Annotated in this window: 13 protein-coding genes; 8 read left to right on the top strand and 5 right to left on the bottom strand. The window is 48.1% G+C overall.

Annotation, left to right across the window (positions count from 1 at the left end; all coding sequences use genetic code 11):
* Positions 1-208 precede the first annotated feature (208 nt).
* Together DWX62_RS03835 and DWX62_RS03830 are read right to left on the bottom strand one after the other, a co-directional pair.
* Complete coding sequence (locus tag DWX62_RS03835) at positions 209-1699, bottom strand: RagB/SusD family nutrient uptake outer membrane protein (RefSeq protein WP_005833916.1); 1491 nt, start codon at positions 1697-1699, stop codon at positions 209-211.
* 19 nt (positions 1700-1718) lie between these two features.
* Positions 1719-4880 carry a TonB-dependent receptor gene (locus DWX62_RS03830; protein ID WP_057281851.1) on the bottom strand — a complete coding sequence of 1054 codons (3162 nt, stop codon included), beginning with the start codon at positions 4878-4880 and terminating at the stop codon, positions 1719-1721.
* Positions 4881-5175: 295 nt separating this feature from the next.
* Between DWX62_RS03830 and mnmG the strand changes: the two genes are divergently transcribed.
* The 6 genes from mnmG (at position 5176) to deoC (ending at position 11334) form a co-directional block, all read left to right on the top strand.
* The gene (gene mnmG, locus DWX62_RS03825) at positions 5176-7050 is read left to right on the top strand and encodes a tRNA uridine-5-carboxymethylaminomethyl(34) synthesis enzyme MnmG (protein ID WP_120172594.1); all 1875 of its coding nucleotides are present in this window, start codon (positions 5176-5178) and stop codon (positions 7048-7050) included.
* 56 nt (positions 7051-7106) lie between these two features.
* On the top strand, positions 7107-7631 hold the full coding sequence (locus tag DWX62_RS03820) for an adenine phosphoribosyltransferase (RefSeq protein ID WP_005826167.1): 525 nt from the start codon (positions 7107-7109) through the stop codon (positions 7629-7631).
* Positions 7632-7753: 122 nt separating this feature from the next.
* Entirely contained in the window at positions 7754-9574 is a 1821-nt protein-coding gene (uvrC, locus tag DWX62_RS03815) for an excinuclease ABC subunit UvrC (protein ID WP_117713642.1), read from the top strand.
* A gap of 80 nt (positions 9575-9654) precedes the next feature.
* Complete coding sequence (gene dtd / locus DWX62_RS03810; RefSeq protein ID WP_005826171.1) at positions 9655-10107, top strand: D-aminoacyl-tRNA deacylase; 453 nt, start codon at positions 9655-9657, stop codon at positions 10105-10107.
* Entirely contained in the window at positions 10107-10445 is a 339-nt protein-coding gene (locus tag DWX62_RS03805) for a nucleotide pyrophosphohydrolase (RefSeq protein ID WP_120172593.1), read from the top strand. The genes dtd and DWX62_RS03805 overlap by 1 nt, the downstream gene beginning before the upstream one ends.
* On the top strand, positions 10432-11334 hold the full coding sequence (gene deoC / locus DWX62_RS03800) for a deoxyribose-phosphate aldolase (protein ID WP_035447524.1): 903 nt from the start codon (positions 10432-10434) through the stop codon (positions 11332-11334). Before DWX62_RS03805 ends, deoC begins: the two co-directional genes overlap by 14 nt.
* An 85-nt stretch (positions 11335-11419) precedes the next feature.
* On the opposite strand, the gene DWX62_RS03795 is transcribed toward deoC, so the two are convergent.
* Positions 11420-12394, bottom strand: a complete 975-nt coding sequence (locus DWX62_RS03795) for a polyprenyl synthetase family protein (RefSeq protein WP_008662178.1) — start codon at positions 12392-12394, stop codon at positions 11420-11422.
* Positions 12395-12481: 87 nt separating this feature from the next.
* Here DWX62_RS03795 and polA point away from each other — a divergent pair, with 87 nt between their 5' ends.
* Together polA and DWX62_RS03785 are read left to right on the top strand one after the other, a co-directional pair.
* Complete coding sequence (gene polA / locus DWX62_RS03790) at positions 12482-15337, top strand: DNA polymerase I (RefSeq protein ID WP_120172592.1); 2856 nt, start codon at positions 12482-12484, stop codon at positions 15335-15337.
* A 278-nt stretch (positions 15338-15615) separates the two neighbouring features.
* Positions 15616-16008 carry a DUF3836 domain-containing protein gene (locus tag DWX62_RS03785; RefSeq protein WP_005826180.1) on the top strand — a complete coding sequence of 131 codons (393 nt, stop codon included), beginning with the start codon at positions 15616-15618 and terminating at the stop codon, positions 16006-16008.
* Positions 16009-16161: 153 nt separating this feature from the next.
* On the opposite strand, the gene DWX62_RS03780 is transcribed toward DWX62_RS03785, so the two are convergent.
* Together DWX62_RS03780 and DWX62_RS03775 are read right to left on the bottom strand one after the other, a co-directional pair.
* A complete protein-coding gene (locus DWX62_RS03780) occupies positions 16162-17949 on the bottom strand; it encodes a RagB/SusD family nutrient uptake outer membrane protein (RefSeq protein WP_005833922.1) in 1788 nt (595 codons plus the stop codon).
* Between the two features lie 56 nt (positions 17950-18005).
* Positions 18006-21056 carry a TonB-dependent receptor gene (locus DWX62_RS03775; RefSeq protein WP_005833923.1) on the bottom strand — a complete coding sequence of 1017 codons (3051 nt, stop codon included), beginning with the start codon at positions 21054-21056 and terminating at the stop codon, positions 18006-18008.
* Positions 21057-21083 lie beyond the last annotated feature (27 nt).

Below are 21083 nucleotides of genomic sequence, written 5' to 3'. Positions count from 1 at the left end.
TATCAAAGAAATTCATCAAAGGCACCTTTTTCCGCTTTTCTTGCCACGCCTATGACAAGGTTTTGCCTTCCCATTGGCAAGACTTTGCCACCGCGTTGGCAAAACTTTGCCATAGGCGTGGCAAAAGTTTGCCAAGGCAGTGACAACTTGTTGGCAAAATACCTCCCTGATATACAAGGAGTAGCAAACAATAGACAGCAGGGAATGACTAATATCCCGGATTCTGCTGGTTCTCCAATGCCGGATTGGCATTTATCTCATCCTGCGAAATAGGAAGCACAATCTTCTCGAAAGTACGGTCGATTGTTTTTCCACGGTGACTCACCGGAATATCTTGAAAATCGTCGTTGAATTCGATGGTTCTGCCCATACGCATCATGTCGAAGAAGCGTTGTCCTTCACCAAAAAGCTCCTTGCTGCGCTCGTCCAGAATCATATCATCGGTAATGGTAGCGGCAGTGGCCGGTGCCAGTCCGGGAGAACGCCTGCGGATTTCATTCAGGTAACCGGCGGCGGCATCTGCGCCTGCTTCCTGCTTCGTGGAGTGCAAGGCTGCTTCGGCGGCAATCAGATATATCTCGGAAAGACGGATTATCTTGATATTGACGGCTGTATTGGTTGCCTTGCCGTCACCTGCCAGAGTGGTACTGCCCATATACTTGTAGCAGGCTCCCTTGCGTTCAATCTCATTGTCCACCCAGTATTCATCGTTGTCCATGATTCCCCAACGCACATCCGTCTCGTCTTCACCCAGACGGTTCAAGAAATAATCGCTGGCAAGATACCAGCCCATGGCATTCTTCAACTGTCCGTAGCGCATCAGGTAAAAGCCCAAAGAAGAAGTTCCCAGGTCTGATTCCTCAGTGGTGATGCCCAGCTCAAAGATGGACTCGGAACCAAACTGCTTGCTCCAGGAAGCCGTCCAATCGGCAGGCTCATACAGTTTGTACACACCGCTTTCTATAATCTCCCGGGCAGCGTTCAAAGCACCGTCATAATCTTCCATATAGAGTTTCACACGCGCTTGCAGGGCTATGTTGGTGTAATAGTCCGCATATCCGCTCTGCTTTGTCTTCTTCTTGGCAAGCAGGGCCGCCCCGTCCGACAAGTCCTGCAGAATCTGGCGATAGTTCTCCTCCACAGTAGCACGGGTGGGCTGGGCGTTCACCGTAAGCGGCTCGGTTACATTGGGAACTCCATAAGAGGTCTTGTTGTAATTGTAAGGAAGCCCGTAGAGACGGACCAAATCGAAATAGAACAGCGCCCTCAGAGTCAACGCCTGCCCTTTGGCTTCGGAAAAGTCTTCCATACTGCCCGATTCTTCCAGCTTCTCAATGTTGCTCAACAAGGTGTTGACCTGCAGAATGCAGTAATATCCACGGCTCCAGAAACCGGAATAAGTATTGCTGTTGGAAGTGTGGTTGAACGTATAGAATGCATCCAGTCCGCGTCCGGCAGCAAAAATCGTGAGGTCACCGCCCTTGGCATCACCGTACATAAAAAGGTTTCTGCCGTAATAGGACGATGAGGTCATCGCACTCATCACACCGTTGATAACCACCTGCGCATCGGCTACCGTACCGACAGCACCTTCTGCATTTCCGGAGTTGGTGGGCTGCATATCCAGAAAATCGTCACACGAAGTGAATGTAAAGGCACCAAGTATCACAAGTGCCAATAAATGATATATCTTTTTCATTGTTAGTTCCTCCAGTTCATTAAAATTTCAATTCAACGCCAACGACAAACGTTTTTCCGATAGGGGTTTCCCAACCACGTGTGCCGTATTCGCTCACTTCGGGGTCTGCCTCCTTGTATTTGGCTATTGTCCAAAGGTTGCTGGCAGTGAAGAAAAGGCGGGCATTCTCGATGAAAGCCTTGCGGGTCATGGCTTTGGGCAGCGTATAGGCCAATGAGAGATTCTTCAAGCGCAGATAACTGGCATTGAACAAGTGGCGGCTGCTGTATTGTTGCGGGTCATCGAGGTCTACACCTTCGATACGGGGCTCTGTACCGTTCGTATGGTCTGGCGTCCAAAGGTTGTTGTAGTAGCTTTTAGCACGGATACGCTCCCAATAATAACCGTCGTCGGCCACATCCATGTAGGCTCCATCGTACAAGTCTCCTCCTATCTTATAGGTAAAGCCCAACGAAAGGGCTATGCCTTTGTAGGAGACCGAGGTATTGATGCCCCCATACACTTTGGGAACGGCATTGCCGATGATGGTGTAGTTGGCATTGTTATAGTCATAAGTAGCTCCGCGCCCGTTATACTCAAAATCTCCGGCCTTGCCATTCTTGGGGTCATTTACATAGTAGACGTTCTTGCCGTTGGTCTTGTCCACACCTGCCCATTCGTATCCATAGAAAGCCAGCGTGGACTGACCTTCCCGGTATACATATTGCGCACGGCTGTCGCTACTGGTGGGGTCGTACCAGATAATGTCCGCACCGCCATACAACTCTTTCACCTCAGAACGGAGGAAGGTTGCGTTGGCACCGGCACTCCATAACCATCCTTTACTATCAATGATGTCACCACTCAACTCCACCTCTACCCCATGGTTGTTGATGCATCCTACGTTCCGCAACGTAGAGGAAAATCCCGTAACCATCGAAATGGGAACATCCTGGAGCAGGTTCTTCGAATCACGGTTGAAGTATTCCACCGTACCGCGCAGACGCTGGCCGAAGAAGCCGAAGTCGATACCCACATTCGTGTTGTAGCTCGTCTCCCAAGACAGCTTGTCATTGGTGACGGTAGTGATTGTACCGCCCGGGTTACCCATGTACTTACTGGTATAGCTCATCAAGCTCATATAGCCGTAATTGTCCGAAGGCAGCGTACCGTTAATACCATAAGAGGCACGTATACGCAGGTTGCTCAGGAAAGAATATTTGCTCATAAAACCCTCGCGCATGATGTTCCACGCTCCTGCCACTGACCAGAAGTTTCCCCAACGTTCCTGCTTGCTGAGCCGGGAAGAACCGTCGCGGCGGTAAGAACCGGAAATGAAGTAGCGTTCATCGTAATTATAATCCAACTTGGAGAGCACGGACACCATCGAGTTTCCCCAGGAATATCCGGCAGAAGTCTGCGTTCCGGCAGTAGAAACTGTATGAATGGTGCTGACCGCAAGATTGCTTCCTGTGGCACGCACATAGTCTGTCTTGTTCTTCTCCGCTTCGAAACCCACCATGGTGCCAACTGTGTGTTTGTCGAAGGTGCCGGTATAATTGGCGGTAGTGGAGGTAACCATCTTCTCGTATGTAGTACGGTATTCGTTGACATTCCCATTGTCTGCCGAGCCTTTATAGTGATTGGCACTGTAATAGATATGGTCTTTTACAGTAGTATTGTCGTAAGAGTAGATAGAACGAAGGTCCAGGCCCGGCATCAGATGCAGGGTGAGCGTCTCCGCAGCCATGATTTTGGTACTGGTAGAACCGTTCTCCCACTCTTTGTCATAATAAAGCCCATTGTAGGCGTAGCTACCGTAACGTTCGGTCCAGAGCTCGCCGGTCTTGTAATCAGTGGGCCAGTAGAGTCCCCACAGCAAGTTACGGGTCTGCATGAAGTAATTGCTGCCCGTGTTGCGTGTATCATTATAACCGCTTTTCTTGGTACGCGCCAGGCTGGCATTGGTGGTCAGTTCAAGGAATTTCCCCACCTTCTGGGTGAGGTTCAGGCGACCGGAAACACGGTCGAAGCTGTTCATCTTCAAACGTCCTTCGTCCTGGGTATAGGAAAGGGAAGTGTAATAGTTGGTATTCTGCGTAGCACCGCTGACGGACATATCGTAGGTCTGGTAAATGGCGGTACGGAAATATGCCTTGTCCCAATCGTAGTATTTGCCTCCACGCCCGGAGTTGTCGTACTCAAGGATATTGACGTTCTCGTAAGCTCCCGTACCATTTGTGGTAAATTGGTAGCCATGTTTGTTGAAACGGCTGTTCAACTGGCCTATGGCATAGGCTGCCGCCTTTTCGTCCGTTTCGCCCTTACCGCTTGTACGGGCATCGTGAAATACGGTGTAGAGCATATTCACATTCTCCTGTACGCTGGCCGTTTCATAGTTGTCCGTTGCCCAGCAGGGCGTGAAGCCCACTTCGGCTTTCAGCGTCACCACCGGCTTGCCAATCTGTCCTTTTTTGGTAGTAATCAGAATGACGCCGTTTGCCGCACGCGACCCATAAAGCGAGCTGGCCGCCGCATCTTTCAATACAGAAATAGATTCGATGTCTTCCGGGTTCAACGTATTCATGATGTTGTTGGTAGAATAGAGCTCACCGCTCATCTGCCCCGTATTGCCCGAAGAGACCGGAACACCGTCCACTACATACAACGGTTCATTCCCGGCATTCATAGAACCTATGCCACGGATGCGGATGGCCGGTGCGGAACCCGCCTGGCCGGAATTATTCGTCAGTTGCAAGCCCGCCACTTTACCGTTCAACGCGTTTTCAAAGCTGGTCGTCGGAATGTCTTTCAGCGCATCCGCTTTCACTAAAGAAGCCGAACCTGCATAGCTGCTCTTTTTGGCCGTGCCGTAAGCCACCACCATCACTTCATCCAACAGTTCCGAATCCGATTTCAGCACCACCTTCATAGCAGGCTTTATGGCAGCTTCTACTTTCTGCATACCTACAAAAGAGACAATCACTGTCTTTGCCGTGCCCGGCACATTCAAGATTGTAAATTTACCTTCGATATCGGTCACGGCCCCCAGCGTTGTGCCCTTCACCAATACCGATGCCCCAATAATCGGCTCATTGTTGTCCTCGGCAAATACTGTTCCCGAGACCGTAGACGTCTGAGCCATCACTCCCGCCCCCATAACCAGGCAGACAATGATTAACAAGAAGAATTTCTTTCTCATGCTTCTCTTCCTTAAAATTAGTCAATCAAAACACTTTTTAATATCCAAACGCTGCAAAGGTATGTATCTTTTTCAAAAAGAAAAGCAATAGTATTCAAAAAGCTTCATTTTGATTGTATTTTAAGCCAAACACAAGCAATATGTCTATAACCTAAGCATTCCAAGCAATAAGTATGATGCTGGATACGGAAATATAAGCAATGCCAAAGAAGATATATCCGGATTTTAAGATATGACACGTCCCGGCATACAACTTTTTTCGTAACTTTGCACAGTTTTAAAATACACTGAACGAATGGAGTTTAAGTATGACGTTATTGTAATCGGCGCCGGACACGCAGGATGCGAAGCCGCTGCCGCTGCTGCAAACCTGGGTTCGAAGACTTGTCTTATCACAATGGATATGAACAAAATCGGACAGATGAGTTGTAACCCGGCAGTGGGAGGCATCGCCAAAGGACAGATAGTACGCGAAATAGACGCCTTGGGAGGATATATGGGATTGGTGACAGACCAGACAGCCATACAGTTCCGTATACTGAACCGTTCCAAAGGTCCCGCTATGTGGAGTCCGCGCGCGCAGTGCGACCGCAACAAATTCATCTGGGCATGGAGAGAGATACTGGAAAATATCCCCAACCTGCATATCTGGCAGGATACCGTGCAGGAAATCCTCGTTGAAAACGGTGAGATTACGGGAGTAGTCACATTATGGGGAGTAACGTTCCATGCCAAATGTGTAGTACTCACCGCAGGAACTTTCCTCAATGGACTGATGCACGTGGGACGTACCATGCTTCCAGGTGGACGTATGGCAGAACCTGCATCCTACCAATTAACCGAATCCATCGCAAAGCATGGCATCACCTTTGGACGCATGAAGACGGGAACCCCCGTACGCATAGATGGACGCAGCGTGCATTATGAGGATATGGAAATCCAAGACGGAGAATGTGACTTCCACAAGTTCTCGTTCATGGACACTCATGTACGCCATTTGAAACAGCTCCCTTGCTGGACTTGTTTCACCAATGAAGAGGTACACCGGATTCTGCAGGAAGGGCTGCCGGATTCCCCCCTTTTCAACGGACAAATCCAAAGTATCGGCCCACGTTATTGCCCCAGTATAGAGACCAAGATTGTGACTTTCCCCGACAAACCGCAGCACCAGCTTTTCCTGGAGCCCGAAGGGGAAACAACCCAGGAGCTCTACTTGAATGGATTCTCTTCTTCATTGCCCATGGACATCCAGATTGCAGCATTGAAAAAGATACCGGCATTCAGAGATTTGGTCATCTACCGCCCGGGCTATGCCATCGAATACGACTTCTTTGACCCCACCCAACTGAAACATACGCTGGAAACGAAGAATATAAAGAATCTGTTCTTTGCCGGACAAGTAAACGGAACAACCGGTTACGAGGAAGCAGCTGGACAAGGAATCATGGCAGGCATCAACGCCCACATCAATTGCCACGGCGGAGAGCCGTTCACCCTTGCAAGGGATGAAGCATATATCGGCGTTTTAATCGATGACTTGGTAACAAAAGGCGTGGACGAGCCTTACCGTATGTTTACTTCCCGTGCCGAATATCGCATCCTGCTCCGTATGGATGATGCGGACATGCGACTCACGGAAAAAGCCTGGAAGCTGGGACTCGCCAAGGAAGAGCGGTACAAGCTGCTGACAGAAAAACGTGAAGCCGTGAACCGGATTATAGACTTCGCGCGGAATTACTCGATGAAACCGGCATTAATCAATCCGGTATTGGAGCAGCTCGGCACAACTCCACTGCGCCAGGGATGCAAATTGATAGATTTGATAAACCGTCCGCAGATAACGATTGAGAACATTGCCGAACACGTCAGTGCCTTTAAACGAGAACTGGATAAAATATCCGATAGAAAGGAAGAAATTGTAGAAGCTGCAGAAATACTCATCAAGTACGAGGGATACATCGGGCGCGAACGGATTATTGCGGATAAGTTGGCAAGATTGGAAAGCATCAAGATAAAAGGTAAGTTTGACTATAATTCCATTCAATCCCTTTCCACCGAAGCTAGACAGAAGCTGATGAAGATAGATCCGGAAACAATAGCCCAAGCGAGTCGGATTCCGGGAGTATCTCCAAGCGACATCAACGTGCTACTGGTACTTTGCGGACGATAGAGCGCAAAGTTCCACGTGAAACAAAGAATTCAATAAACGTATTAAATAAACTGATTATGAGCAAAGAAACTCTTACCAAAAGCATCCGAGAAATACCCGACTTCCCCATTCCGGGAATTCTATTCTACGATGTAACTACCTTGTTCAAGGAGCCTACCGCCTTGCAGGAACTCTCGGACACACTATACGAGATGTATAAAGACAAAGGCATCACCAAAGTAGTGGGTATAGAATCAAGAGGATTCATTATGGGCCCCATTCTCGCCACCAGACTGGGGGCAGGCTTCGTACCTATCCGCAAGCCGGGAAAGCTTCCTGCAGAAACCATTGAAGAAAGCTATGATAAAGAATATGGCAAAGACACCGTGCAGATGCACAAGGATGCCATCAATGAAGACGATGTAGTATTGCTACACGACGACTTGCTGGCAACCGGTGGAACAATGGAAGCCGCCTGCAAACTGGTGAAACAGATGAACCCCAAGAAAGTGTATGTAAACTTCATCATCGAGCTGAAAGAGCTTCATGGCAAGGATGTGTTTGGAGATGATGTGGAAGTGGAGGCTGTGCTGTCGCTTTAGCCATTTCATATTTCACCACAGATTACACAGATTAACACAGATTATTTATCCACCACAAAACACAGTTTTATCAAAGAGAAATCTGCGTTAATCTGTGTAATCTGTGGTGAAACGTCGGTATTATGGAAGAACTCAGAACTAACGACTACCTCAAAGGGATTGTATCCAACCTTCCCGAAAGTCCCGGTATTTACCAATATCTGAATACCGAAGGGACTATTATATATGTAGGAAAGGCAAAGAATCTGAAGCGAAGAGTGTCTTCCTACTTCAACCGGGAGCACGAACCGGGAAAGACGAGGGTGCTGGTCAGCAAGATTGCAGATATCCGATATATCGTGGTGAATACGGAAGAAGACGCGCTATTGCTGGAAAACAATCTTATCAAGAAATACAAGCCTCGCTACAACGTACTGTTGAAAGACGACAAGACGTATCCCAGCATCTGCGTGCAGAACGAATACTTTCCACGTGTATTCAGAACCCGGAAGATAATCCGTAACGGTTCCTCCTATTATGGCCCTTACAGCCATATACCTTCCATGTACGCATTACTCGACCTCATCAAGCATCTGTACCCTTTGCGTACATGCCACCTGAACCTCTCTCCGGAAAACATACGTGCCGGAAAGTTCAATGTTTGCCTGGAATACCACATCAAGAACTGTGCAGGACCTTGCATCGGGAAGCAAAGCCAGGAAGAGTATCTGAAAAACATCGCTGAAATCAAGGAAATACTCAAAGGGAATACCCAGGAGATAGAACGGATGCTTTTCCAGCAAATGCAGGAACTGGCAGCCGAAATGAAGTTTGAAGAAGCACAGAAGATAAAGAAGAAATACCTGCTGCTGGAAAACTACCGGGCGAAATCGGAAGTGGTAAGCAACGTGCTGCACAATATCGACGTGTTCTCCATCGAAGAAGACAGCGATGAAAAGTCCGCTTTCGTCAACTACCTGCACATTACGAACGGTGCCATCAACCAGGCTTTCACCTTTGAATACAAGAAACGATTGAATGAGAGCAAAGAAGAACTGCTCTCTCTCGGCATCATCGAAATGCGGGAAAGATACAAGAGCCTTTCTCGTGAAATCATCGTGCCTTTTGAACTGGATATGGAGCTGAAAGATGTCGTCTTTACCATCCCGCAACGGGGAGACAAAAAGAAGCTGCTGGAACTCTCCCTCCTCAATGTGAAGCAGTACAAAGCCGACCGCCTGAAGCAAGCCGAAAAGCTGAATCCGGAGCAACGGACCGTGCGCCTGCTGAAAGAGATACAGCAAGAGCTGCACCTGGACCGCCTGCCCATGCAGATAGAATGTTTCGACAACTCCAACATCCAGGGTTCCGACCCCGTGGCCGGGTGCGTGGTCTTCGTCAAGGGGAAACCTTCCAAGAAGGATTACCGCAAGTACAATATCAAGACCGTAGAGGGACCGGATGACTATGCCTCCATGAAAGAGGTCGTAAAACGGCGCTATCAGCGCGCTATAGAAGAGAAAGCACCCCTGCCCGACCTTCTTATCACCGACGGTGGAAAAGGGCAAATGAGCGCCGTAAAAGAGGTGATAGACGAGCTTGGCCTGAACATCCCCATCGCCGGACTTGCCAAAGATGGCAAACATCGCACTTCCGAGCTATTGTATGGCTACCCTCCCCAGACCATCGGATTGAAACAGAACACCCCCCTCTTCCGACTGCTGACGCAGATTCAAGATGAAGTGCACCGCTTCGCCATTACCTTCCACCGCGACAAGCGCAGCAAACGGCAGATTGCCTCCGCACTGGACGAGATAAAAGGTATCGGTGAAAAGACGAAAAGCACGTTGCTCAAGGAGTTCAAAAGCGTGAAGCGTATCCGCGAAGCATCTGCCGAGGAGCTTGCCGCCGTGGTGGGAGAAGCGAAAGCCAAAATCATCCAGACCTATTTCTCAGAGAAATAATGACTGATAAATCAGCCTGCAGAGCCATGCACACAACGAATTAATTCGTAACTTTGTCCCCTCAAAAAGACAAGAACAACATGAGAGTAGTGATACAACGTGCCGGACACGCTTCCGTCACCATCAACGGAACCTGCAAAGCCTCCATTGGAAAGGGCCTCATGATACTCGTAGGCATCGAAGAATCCGATGGAAAAGAAGATATTGACTGGCTTTGCAAGAAGATAGTCAACCTGCGCATTTTCGATGACGAAAACGGCGTAATGAACAAATCTATTCTTGAAGCAGACGGCGAGATACTGGTTATCAGCCAGTTCACCCTCCACGCCTCCACCAAGAAAGGCAACCGTCCCTCCTACATACGGGCAGCACGGCCGGAAATATCCGTCCCACTGTACGAACAATTCTGCCGGGAACTGAGTTTAGCATTAGGTAAAGAAATAGGTACCGGCGAATTTGGTGCCGATATGAAAGTAGAACTGATGAACGATGGTCCCGTGACCATCTGTATAGATACAAAAAACAAGGAATAATGACGTTAGAAGAAGCACAGAAACAAGTGGATTCCTGGATAAAGGAATACGGAGTGCGCTATTTCGGCGAACTCACCAATATGGCGATACTGACCGAAGAAGTGGGCGAACTCGCCCGCGTCATGGCACGCAAGTATGGCGACCAATCCTTCAAGAAAGGAGAAAAAGACAACCTCGACGATGAAATGGCAGATATTCTCTGGGTACTTCTCTGTATTGCAAACCAGACCGGAGTGAACCTAACAGAGGCTTTCCGCCGCAACTTCGAGAAGAAAACCAGACGTGACCAGACAAGACATATCAATAATCCTAAATTGAAAGACCATGGAGAAGAATGAGCCTACCCAGAGTAAGTATGACGCCGCCCTGGCAAAGTACAACACCCAACTGGATGATGCAGAAATAGCTGCACAAGCTGCCAGAATCATTGCAGAGAAAGTACCGGCAAACAATACACCGGAGGTAAAGAAATTCCTGTTCAACTGCATTGACCTCACCACACTGAACAGTACGGACAGCGACGAAAGCGTCATGAAATTCACCCAGAAAGTGAATAAATTCGACGAAGAGTTCCCCGACCTGAAGAATGTGGCAGCCATCTGTGTATACCCCAATTTTGCAGAAGTCGTAAAAGACACGCTGGAAGTGGAAGATGTAAAAATAGCTTGTGTATCAGCAGGTTTCCCCTCCTCCCAGACTTTCATTGAAGTGAAAGTGGCAGAAACTGCCATGGCACTGATGGAAGGCGCCGATGAAATAGACATCGTTATTTCGGTGGGCAAGTTCCTGGCGGGAGACTATGAAGGCATGTGCGAGGAGATACAAGAACTCAAAGCAACCTGCAAAGAGCACCACATGAAGGTAATCCTCGAAACCGGAGCTTTGAAGACGGCTTCGAACATCAAAAAAGCATCCATCCTTTCCATGTATTCGGGTGCCGATTTCATCAAGACTTCCACCGGCAAGCAGCAGCCTGCCGCCACGCCGGAGGCCGCCCTGGTTATGTGCCAGGCCATCAAGGAATATCACGAGCTGACGGGTATCAAGGTAGGCTTTAAGCCCGCAGGAGGAATCAACTGCGTGAACGATGCACTGATTTATTACACCATCGTCAAGGAAGTGCTCGGCGAAGAATGGCTGAACAACGAACTGTTCCGCTTGGGAACCAGTCGTCTTGCCAACCTGCTGCTTTCGGAAATCAAGGGCGAGGAAATGAAATTCTTTTAAGAGGAAGCTGCATTTACCTATAAATAAAGCCTGATGGAGTGGGTTCCATCAGGCTTTCTCATATTATCAACCGGAAACAGTTCCGTCATTTTTCCCGCTCTACCACATAATCCAGATACCCGGCTAGCGCTACTTTTACCTCCGTATCGGGCAAAGAAGCCAGCAAAGAAAGAGCCTTTTCCTTATAGTCATACATCACTTGCGAAGCATACTCTATACCACCATTCTGCTTGGTAAATTCGATTAAATGGGCTATTTCGCCAGGCGTTGCCTCCCCATTCTTTATCTTTACGGCAATTTCTTCCGCTGTTTTATCCTTCACGGTATTGAGCACATGAAGCGCAGGCAGAGTCAACTTCCCCTCCACCATATCATTTCCGGTAGGTTTGCCTATTTCCTTGCTCTCGGAGTAATCGAAAATATCATCCTTTATCTGAAAACAAAGCCCGATATATTCACCGAACAGACGCGCAGATTCCGCCTTTTCATCGCTGGCCCCCACCGAGAGAGCGCCCGCCTTCGTACAAGCTGCAAAGAGCACGGCCGTCTTCTTGCGGATAACGTCGAAATAGACTTCCTCGGAGAAATGGAGATTGCTGACGTTGGAAAGCTGCAGAAGTTCACCATCTGCCAAATCCTGCCCCAGGCAGGAGACGATGTCGATAATGTCATGGTTACGGGTCATGCCCACTTGCACCAACGCTGTTGCAAGCAGATAATCGCCTGCCAGTACGGCTACTTTATTATTGAAAATGGCATTAACGGAGAGTTGTCCACGGCGTTCAGTACTTTCGTCCACTACATCATCGTGCACAAGGCTGGCATTATGAAGAAGTTCCAACGCAACCGCAGCATGCAGGGTTGCAGGACATACCTTGCCAAAAAGCTTCGCAGCCAGAAGCACCAGAATGGGGCGCATCATCTTCCCGTTCTTCTGCCGGATATGCGCAATTACGCTGTTCAGCAAAAGGTTGGAACTGGAGAGGGTACTTTCAAAAAGCTTCTTGAAGTCCTCCAATTCCTCAGAAATCGGAGATTTTATCAATGATGAGTTGTCCATGCATCGCTATTTGCCTACAAAAATAGTAATAAAACGGTTAATACGGTATTTTTTTGTACTTTTACCATGAAAAAAAGGATTAAATGTATGAATTCAATCGATAAACTGTTTTTGCTCGATGCCTATGCACTGATATATCGAGCCTATTACGCGTTCATCAAGAACCCGAGAATCAATTCAAAAGGATTCAACACTTCGGCCATTCTGGGCTTTGTAAACACCCTGGAAGAAGTGCTCAAAAAAGAGAATCCCACACACATAGGAGTAGCCTTCGACCCGTCGGGCCCCACCTTCCGCCACGAGGCCTACGAGCAATACAAGGCACAGCGCGAGGAGACACCCGAGGCCATCCGCCTTTCCGTACCTATTATAAAGGACATCATCCGCGCCTACCGCATTCCCATCCTCGAAGTATCCGGCTACGAAGCCGACGACGTGATAGGCACGCTCGCCACCGAAGCCGGACGGCAGGGCATCACCACCTATATGATGACTCCCGACAAGGACTACGGGCAACTGGTATCGGACCGCGTCTTCATGTACCGCCCCAAGCACACCGGCGGATTCGAAGTGATGGGTACCGAAGAAGTAAAAACCAAGTTCAACATACAGACCACCGAGCAGGTCATCGACATGCTGGGACTGATGGGTGATGCTTCCGACAACATCCCCGGCTGTCCGGGTGTGGGCGAGAAAACCGCACAGAAACTGATTGCCGAATTCGGCAGTATCGAAAACCTGCTGGAACATACCGACCAGCTGAAAGGCGCACTGAAAACGAAAGTGGAAACCAACCGCGAGATGATAACCTTCTCCAAATTCCTTGCCACCATCAAAACAGATGTTCCCATTCAGCTCGACATGGATTCGCTCGTCCGCGAAGAACCGAACGAAGAGGAACTCCGCAAGATTTTCGAGGAGTTGGAATTCCGCACACTCATCGATCGGGTACTCAAAAAGGGAAGCGGCAATTCGTCCTCCCCTACTCCAACCTCTCCGGTACCCGACCTCTTTGCCGGGACTCTGTTTGCCCAGCCGCAAACCTCCACTCCCGAAAACAGCGCCCCGATTCAAGGCGATTTGTTTGCAAATTTTGCGGGCGAGGGGACGGGCGTTTCTGAAAATTCAAACCTGACGCGGTTAGAAATGCTCGATGTAGACTACCAACTCATTGATACAGAAGACAAAAGAGCAGAAATTATTCAAAAGTTACTTACAAGCGAAATTCTCTCAATAGATACCGAGACTACCGGAACCGAGCCAATGGACGCCGAACTTGTAGGAATGAGCTTCAGCGATGCCGAAAACCGTGCATACTACGTACCCGTTCCCGCCGAACGAGAGGAAGTCTTAAAAATTGTAAACGAGTTCCGTCCCCTCTTCGAAAACGAGAAATCCATGAAGGTGGGACAAAATATCAAGTACGATATGATTATCCTCCAAAATTACGGCGTCCAGGTGAAAGGCAAACTTTTCGACACCATGCTTGCCCACTACGTGCTTCAACCCGAACTGCGACACAACATGGACTATCTGGCGGAAATCTACCTGCACTACCAGACCATCCACATCGATGAGCTAATTGGAGCGCGAGGCAAAAACCAAAAGAACATGCGCGACCTTCCACCCGAAGATGTCTACCGTTATGCCTGCGAGGATGCGGACGTCACCCTCAAACTGAAAAACGTGCTGGAAAAGGAACTGAAGGAGCAAGGTGCCGAACATCTGTTCTACGAAATAGAGATGCCGCTCGTCCCCGTACTTGTCAATATAGAGAGCAACGGAGTGCTGCTCGACACGGAAGCCTTGAAGCAATCGTCCCAACACTTCACCGTCCGTCTGCAGGAGATTGAGAAGGAAATCTACGAGATGGCTGGCGAGACATTCAACATCAGCTCCGCCAAGCAGGTAGGCGAAGTGCTGTTCGACAAGCTGAAAATCGTGGAGAAGGCCAAAAAGACCAAGACCGGACAATACGTCACTTCCGAAGAGGTGCTGCAGAGCTACCGCAGCAAGCACGACATCATCGGAAAGATACTGGAATACCGCGGACTGAAGAAACTACTGAGCACCTATATAGATGCCCTACCCCAGCTCATCAACCCGCGCACGGGTCGCATACACACCTCCTTCAACCAGGCGGTGACCGCTACCGGACGCCTCAGCTCCAGCAATCCCAACCTGCAGAACATCCCCATCCGCGACGAAGACGGAAAGGAAATCCGCAAGGCGTTCATCCCCGACACCGGCTGCGAGTTTTTCTCTGCCGACTACTCGCAGATAGAGCTGCGCATCATGGCACACCTCAGCGAAGATAAGAACATGATAGACGCCTTCCTCAGCGGACACGACATCCACGCCGCCACCGCTGCCAAGATATATAAGATAGATATAAACGAGGTAACCGCCGACATGCGCCGCAAGGCAAAAACGGCAAACTTCGGCATCATCTACGGCATCTCCGTCTTTGGGCTTGCCGAACGCATGGGCGTTTCCCGCCAGGAAGCCAAAGAGCTGATAGACGGCTACTTTGAAACCTACCCGCAAGTGAAGGAGTATATGGACAAAAGCATCCAGGTGGCACGCGAGCAGGGCTACGTGGAAACCATCTTCCACCGCAAGCGCTTCCTGCCGGACATCAACTCAAGAAACGGGGTGGTACGGGGCTATGCCGAACGGAATGCCATCAACGCTCCCATCCAGGGAAGTGCCGCCGACATCATAAAAGTAGCCATGGCACACATCTATCAGCGCTTCCAAGCTTACAATCTGAAAGCAAAGATGATTTTACAGGTCCATGACGAACTAAATTTCAGCGTTCCAGAGGCAGAAAAAGAGCTTGTACAGAAAATCGTAATCGAAGAGATGGAGCAGGCATATCGCATGCACGTACCCCTGAAAGCCGATTGTGGGTGGGGAAACAACTGGTTGCAGGCACACTAAACAGCCCAATAACTTTATTTAACTTACAATCAGAAAGCAACAGAAGCAATCCTTTCCAAATACAGTTTGCTCATCAGAATATCCGGCAACCTCGCTGCCGGATATTTTTTATTCACCAATCTTGCCAAAAGGAAAGCATACCGAAACCCTCACTACTGACATATTGATAAAATTTAATCCGATATTTATATTTATGTCAATTTAATACGTACCTTTGCAGCGAAATAAATGATATATTGATAGAAAATAGAAAGTTAAACTAAAAAAGACATAAAACCATGAAAGCAAAAGTATCTTTAAAAACAGTGATTGTTTCAGCACTTCTCTTAGTTTGCGGATTAAATGCCTCAGCCGACAATAAGAGCAACCTCATTTACAATTCGGAAGAAGTAAATGGCATGAAAGTGGCAGAGACCGTATACAAGATGGACGGAAACACGCTTGCCAACTATATGAAGTACAATTATAAGTACGACGACCAGAACCGCATGACGGAAAGCGAAGCCCTGAAATGGAACAGCACCAAGAATACATGGGGCAAGGACATGTGCATCCGCTATGCATACCAAGGCAAGACGATGACTACCACATACTACAAATGGAACAACAAGAAAGGCGAATACATACTGGTTCCCGAGATGACGGTAATCATGGACAACCCTAACATGTAATTGACAAACTCTCTCTTAAAGTAAGAAATCTTATTCCTAACAACAATAACCGAAACCTTTCATAAAAGAGCCGGAATGATTCGCACATTCCGGCTCTTTTATTATATCTTGAAAAACAAATCCTTTCCGTCAGATACCAATAACCTTACACGATTAGTATCCTGGATTGTTTTCTATAATGGCACTGTTTGTATCAATCTCACTTTGGGGAAGCGGCCAAAGTTCATCCTTTCCTTTGATATACTTCATCGTGTTATACACACGGAGATTCAGTGCTTTCCCATCCCAAGAACTACCCTCTGAATATGCCGGATGCCAGTTGTCATCAAATGAAGGCTTGGCATTGGACATAAGCCCTTTTTGATTGGGAGCATAAATCTTACCTGTCATCACTGTAGAAGCCATACCCCAACGACGGAGATCAAACCAACGAAAACCTTCATTACAAAGTTCAACAGTACGTTCGTAACGTAATGCCTTTCGGAGTCCGCTCTGCGAAGTAACTACCACATCGGGCATTCCTACACGATTACGAATTATATTGATGTCCGTTCGTGCTAACTCCAGATTGCCATCAGCCATTTCAATATTGGCTTCTGCCTCTATTAGATAAACCTCTGCTAAACGCATCAAGCCGCAATTAAGATCACTGGTTTCATGGTTGGAGATTGCAGCTCTTTCCAACTCGGCTATATCCAAATATTTCCTCCAGAGATATCCAGCAGGACCTTTAGTGCCATTGGCACCGTATACGCCCTTGGTTCCCTGTGACTCCATGTTTGTCACGTCCTTGCCCGTGCTATAGTCGTGAATCTTTTTACTGGTAGTGGAAGTCTGGAATTCTAGATTGAATATGCGTGAACCAGGTCGCAAACAGAAAAGATCCAGACGAGGGTCCCGGTTTTGCCAAGGGTTCTGCCAGTCATACAGAGAAGATTCCGTAATCGATTTGCCATCCTTGCATTGAAACATATCAACAAATGTTTGTGTAGGACCAAAATAGGCGCATCCTCCCAGTGTACGTGGAGCCATGTAATATGCCTCCTTGGTTTTATTACTGGATATTACCGCATCATACTGCACGGACCAGAGCCACTCATTGCTTGCCTCACCGTCATAACCAAACAGAGCCGTCTGACCGGTTGGCTCTCCTGCCTCATGACTTTCTCCACAATACTGTGTATTGATGGATTCCAATTCAAAGCCTGCCTCCTTAGCCAAATTCAAGGCTTGTTTGGCCGAACTGGCAGCCAAGTCATACTTTTTCCAATTCAAGGCAATACGGGCACGTAACGCATACGCTGCTACCCGTCCGATGCGTGCACTGCCATAGCTTTCTGCTTTATGGCGGAGTGGAAGGTTAGCCAAACACTCGTCGCTAAGATCCGAAAGCAGATTCTCTACAATGGTCTCTCTCGGTGTACGTGGGGTCTGGCTGTCATTTATACCCGCTGTGTGGACCACATACGGCAAGTCTCCATAGTGCTGGCAAGCTTGATCATAACAGAATGCCCGTATGCACAGCAGCTCTGCCCGTATACTCTCTATATCCGTATCAGAGGCTGTGCCACGCAGATTATCCAGCGCATCGAGAAGCTGGTTGATACGTGCCACGGTCTTATACACGCAATTATAAAGCTTGTTTGCCACCGCGTTTTCAGCAGAAGCTCCGGAGGTGATTAATTCCGTATACATAGCCGTGTTGACACGTGTAGCACCAATATCGGTAATATTGTCTGTCACCTTCCACCAGGTGGTGGTGCTGGCACTATAAGCTGTCAGAGATGAGTAAACAGCGTTCAAACCGAAATTCGCCTCTTCCATACTCGAAGGATAAGAGGAAGAAGACGGTGAAGTGAGTGGTTCAAGGTCGAGTGAACAAGCACCGAGACCTAATAGAGACAGCGAAAGGAGTGCTGTATAAATATTGTTTCGTTTCATATCATTTTTTCTTTTTATGTCTTCTTGAATACAGACGGTTTCCCTATTCCGGCTAATCAGAATTTGATGTCAACGCCAAAAGTGAAGGCTTTCGTCTGGGGATAATTGTTTGCCGCACCCAGAGATACCCCATCTGTTGCTGATGCGTTATAGTTGACTTCGGGGTCATAGCCATCCCAAAAGTCAGTAAAAGTCAAGAGATTCTCAGCATTGGCATAAATGTAGGCAGACTTCAGTCCGATGGCTTTCATCCACTTGGAGGGCAGGTCGTAACCCAGCTGCAGGTTCTTCAGACGCAGGTAAGCGGCACTCTTCATCCAGAAGGATGATGTATAGGTGTTGTTACTGCTCTTATAAGAGAGGCGAGGCGTGGATGCATCATGATTCTGCTCCGTCCAATAGTCAAGGTGTTCCTTGCGGTAGGTTCCTCCCTGATAGCAAGGCATCACGTAGTAGGAATTGAGATAACCGTCGGCCTTGCCAACTCCTTGCAAGAAAGCCGAAAGACGAATTCCTTTGTATCCCACTCCTAAATTAAAGCTATAACTATAGCGTGGAACTGTACTTCCGATAATCGTCTTGTCATCTGTAGTAATTTTGTTGTCTCCGCTGACATTCCGGTATTTCAGGTCACCGGGATATACGGTTGTACCGAATTGGGGACAGTTGGCATTGATTTCGTCCGCTTCTTCTTGTGAATTGATGAAACCGTCGCATATCAATCCGTAAATGGAGTTAATGGAAGACCCCTCTTGGTTACGAATATCACCGCTTGTGCTGCTTGTGCCCCGCATGTCGGTGATGGTGTTTTTCACGTCGCTCAGCGTAAGGGCGGCATCCAGCGAAAAGTCCCTCGTCAGCTTCTTGCTGTAGCCTACGCTTAGCTCCCATCCCTGGTTTCTTACCTTGCCGGCATTCTGGAAGGGAGCACCCATACCAATGTGGTTGGGGATGTCCAGCTTCATCAGGATACCATCCGTTATCTTCCTATACCAGTCGGCAGTGATGTTGATACAGCCGAACAGTGAAAGATCTATGCCTAAGTCAGTCATGGTAGAAGTCTCCCATGTAAGGTCCCTATTGGAGAGCGAGGTAACAGCAGAGGTCGTGTAAAGATTACCTCCCATAGATATAGAGCCCGTAGAGAGTTGCTGAGTAGTGGGATAATAGGAACTTCCGATATTCTGGTTGCCCAGTTTGCCCCAAGAGGCACGTAATTTCAGATTATCCACTCTATCGCGTATAGATTCCATAAAGGGTTCCTCGCTGATGCGCCATGCTGCAGAGAATGAAGGGAACACGCCATATCGGTTACCCTCTGCAAATCTGGAAGAACCGTCGGTACGGATATTGGCCTCCACAAGGTAGCGTTCCTTGTAGTTGTAATTCAAGCGGCCAAAGAAGGAGTTGATGGCCCATTGGTACTCCCCTCCTCCATTGTTCATGTTCTCAATGTTACCGGCATCAATTTGGTCATATTGAGGGAAGTTGAATACTTGACGATAGGCAGAAAGAGTCTTTTCTGTATAGGTCTGACACTCCATACCTGCCATTACTTTGAAGTAGTGGTCATCCAGCTGTTTCTCATAGTTGGTCAGTGCCTGTGTGTTCCAGTAGAAGTAACGATAGGCCGATTCTGTAAGCGAGTTGTAGGTTTCGCCGCTCTTGAAGCTGGTAGTACCTTCCGGGTCACCATACGTGGTGACAGAATTCTTATAGTTATGGTTATTCTTGGTGATATAACGTGGAGTGGCTTGAACTGACACATTCCATCCATCGAGAATCTTATAGGTCAGAGCCATCGCCATGGTAGCACGGATAACATTGTTTTTCACAATACCGCCTTCACGCAACAACAGCACGGGGTTATTGCCCATCAGACCATTTGCCCCATTATAAAGACCAGTAGTAAATTGATTGACAATGTTCGGGGTTCGGGTGTTCATATAATTGAAGGCATGTCCTTCGTAGGGAGAACTATTTTTATTGGCATTGCTTACTTGTATGTCAAACTTCATGTCCAGACGGTCGCTAAGCTTGATGTCCATATTGTTGCGTACAGAGATTTTACGGTAAGAGGAATTGACCACTATACCCGTCTGGTCCAGATACCCTATAGAAGTAAGTGTCTTGATACGTTCTGATGAAGAAGTCAGAGTAAGCGTATGCCCATGGTTGAATCCGTTTTCTGTAAGAATCAAGTCCTGCCAGTCTGTATTAGGATAGATGTCCGGGTCAGTAGCCATGCCAGCCACATATTCCCTTATATATTCATCACTATAGGGCAGGTCGGATCCGTCGTTACCTGCTGCCACATTTTCCAATTGCATATATTCCAATGCATCCACTTTTTGAGGAAGCATCGTTGCGCCTTGGAATCCAAAATATCCTTTATAGGATATGCTGAACTTGTCTTGACTGCCACCCCGTTTGGTAGTCACCAGAATGACACCATTGGCAGCACGTGAGCCATAGATGGATGCAGATGCAGCATCTTTCAAGACGGACACTGACTCGATGATGTTAGGATCCACTTCATCTATGGTTCCTTCTACGCCATCGACCAACACCAACGGGGCGGCACTATCACCACCGAAGGTTCCGATACCACGTATACGTATATGACCGCCATTGCCGCCTGGCTCACCGCTCTGTGTAGTGACAGTTACACCTGCAGCCATGCCTTGCAGAGCCGAAGATACGTTTGATACTCGACGGCTTGCAAGCTTCTCGCTGTTAAGCGAAGAAACCGAGCCTGACAGATTAACCTTCTTGTTAGTGCTATAACCTACCACTACCACGTCGTTAAGCAATTGTGAGTCTTCATCCAGTACCACATGAATGAAGTTCTCCCCTGCAGTCTTCAGCTTGAGGGTACGGAAGCCGATGTAGGATACGATGAGTTCCGCGTCTTCGATGGTTTCAAAATTGAAGTTGCCGTCCACATCGGTAATGGTTTTCTCGGGAGAATGGGTCACTTGAATTGTAGCACCGGGAAGTGGATTATTGAACCGGTCCACCACTTTACCTTTGACGGGTTTCAGTGAAGCTGCGACTACATTCAACGAAACAAGCAGCCCACATACACACACAAAGGATTTAATCATTCTTGTTTTCATTAGTTTCTATGATGA

The sequence above is a fragment of the Bacteroides sp. AF20-13LB genome (genome assembly GCF_003603065.1).
GTDB lineage: Bacteria > Bacteroidota > Bacteroidia > Bacteroidales > Bacteroidaceae > Bacteroides > Bacteroides uniformis.
The sequence above is the reverse complement of the archived record's forward strand: the minus strand, read 5'-3'. Positions and strand labels throughout refer to the sequence as shown.

Excerpts from the sequence above, each read along its gene's own strand:
- DWX62_RS03835 (WP_005833916.1), bottom strand. The coding sequence starts at position 1,699 with ATGAAAAAGATATATCATTTATTGGCACTTGTGATACTTGGTGCCTTT.
- DWX62_RS03830 (WP_057281851.1), bottom strand. The coding sequence starts at position 4,880 with ATGAGAAAGAAATTCTTCTTGTTAATCATTGTCTGCCTGGTTATGGGG.
- mnmG (WP_120172594.1), top strand. The coding sequence starts at position 5,176 with ATGGAGTTTAAGTATGACGTTATTGTAATCGGCGCCGGACACGCAGGA.
- DWX62_RS03820 (WP_005826167.1), top strand. The coding sequence starts at position 7,107 with ATGAGCAAAGAAACTCTTACCAAAAGCATCCGAGAAATACCCGACTTC.
- uvrC (WP_117713642.1), top strand. The coding sequence starts at position 7,754 with ATGGAAGAACTCAGAACTAACGACTACCTCAAAGGGATTGTATCCAAC.
- dtd (WP_005826171.1), top strand. The coding sequence starts at position 9,655 with ATGAGAGTAGTGATACAACGTGCCGGACACGCTTCCGTCACCATCAAC.
- DWX62_RS03805 (WP_120172593.1), top strand. The coding sequence starts at position 10,107 with ATGACGTTAGAAGAAGCACAGAAACAAGTGGATTCCTGGATAAAGGAA.
- deoC (WP_035447524.1), top strand. The coding sequence starts at position 10,432 with ATGGAGAAGAATGAGCCTACCCAGAGTAAGTATGACGCCGCCCTGGCA.
- DWX62_RS03795 (WP_008662178.1), bottom strand. The coding sequence starts at position 12,394 with ATGGACAACTCATCATTGATAAAATCTCCGATTTCTGAGGAATTGGAG.
- polA (WP_120172592.1), top strand. The coding sequence starts at position 12,482 with ATGAATTCAATCGATAAACTGTTTTTGCTCGATGCCTATGCACTGATA.
- DWX62_RS03785 (WP_005826180.1), top strand. The coding sequence starts at position 15,616 with ATGAAAGCAAAAGTATCTTTAAAAACAGTGATTGTTTCAGCACTTCTC.
- DWX62_RS03780 (WP_005833922.1), bottom strand. The coding sequence starts at position 17,949 with ATGAAACGAAACAATATTTATACAGCACTCCTTTCGCTGTCTCTATTA.
- DWX62_RS03775 (WP_005833923.1), bottom strand. The coding sequence starts at position 21,056 with ATGATTAAATCCTTTGTGTGTGTATGTGGGCTGCTTGTTTCGTTGAAT.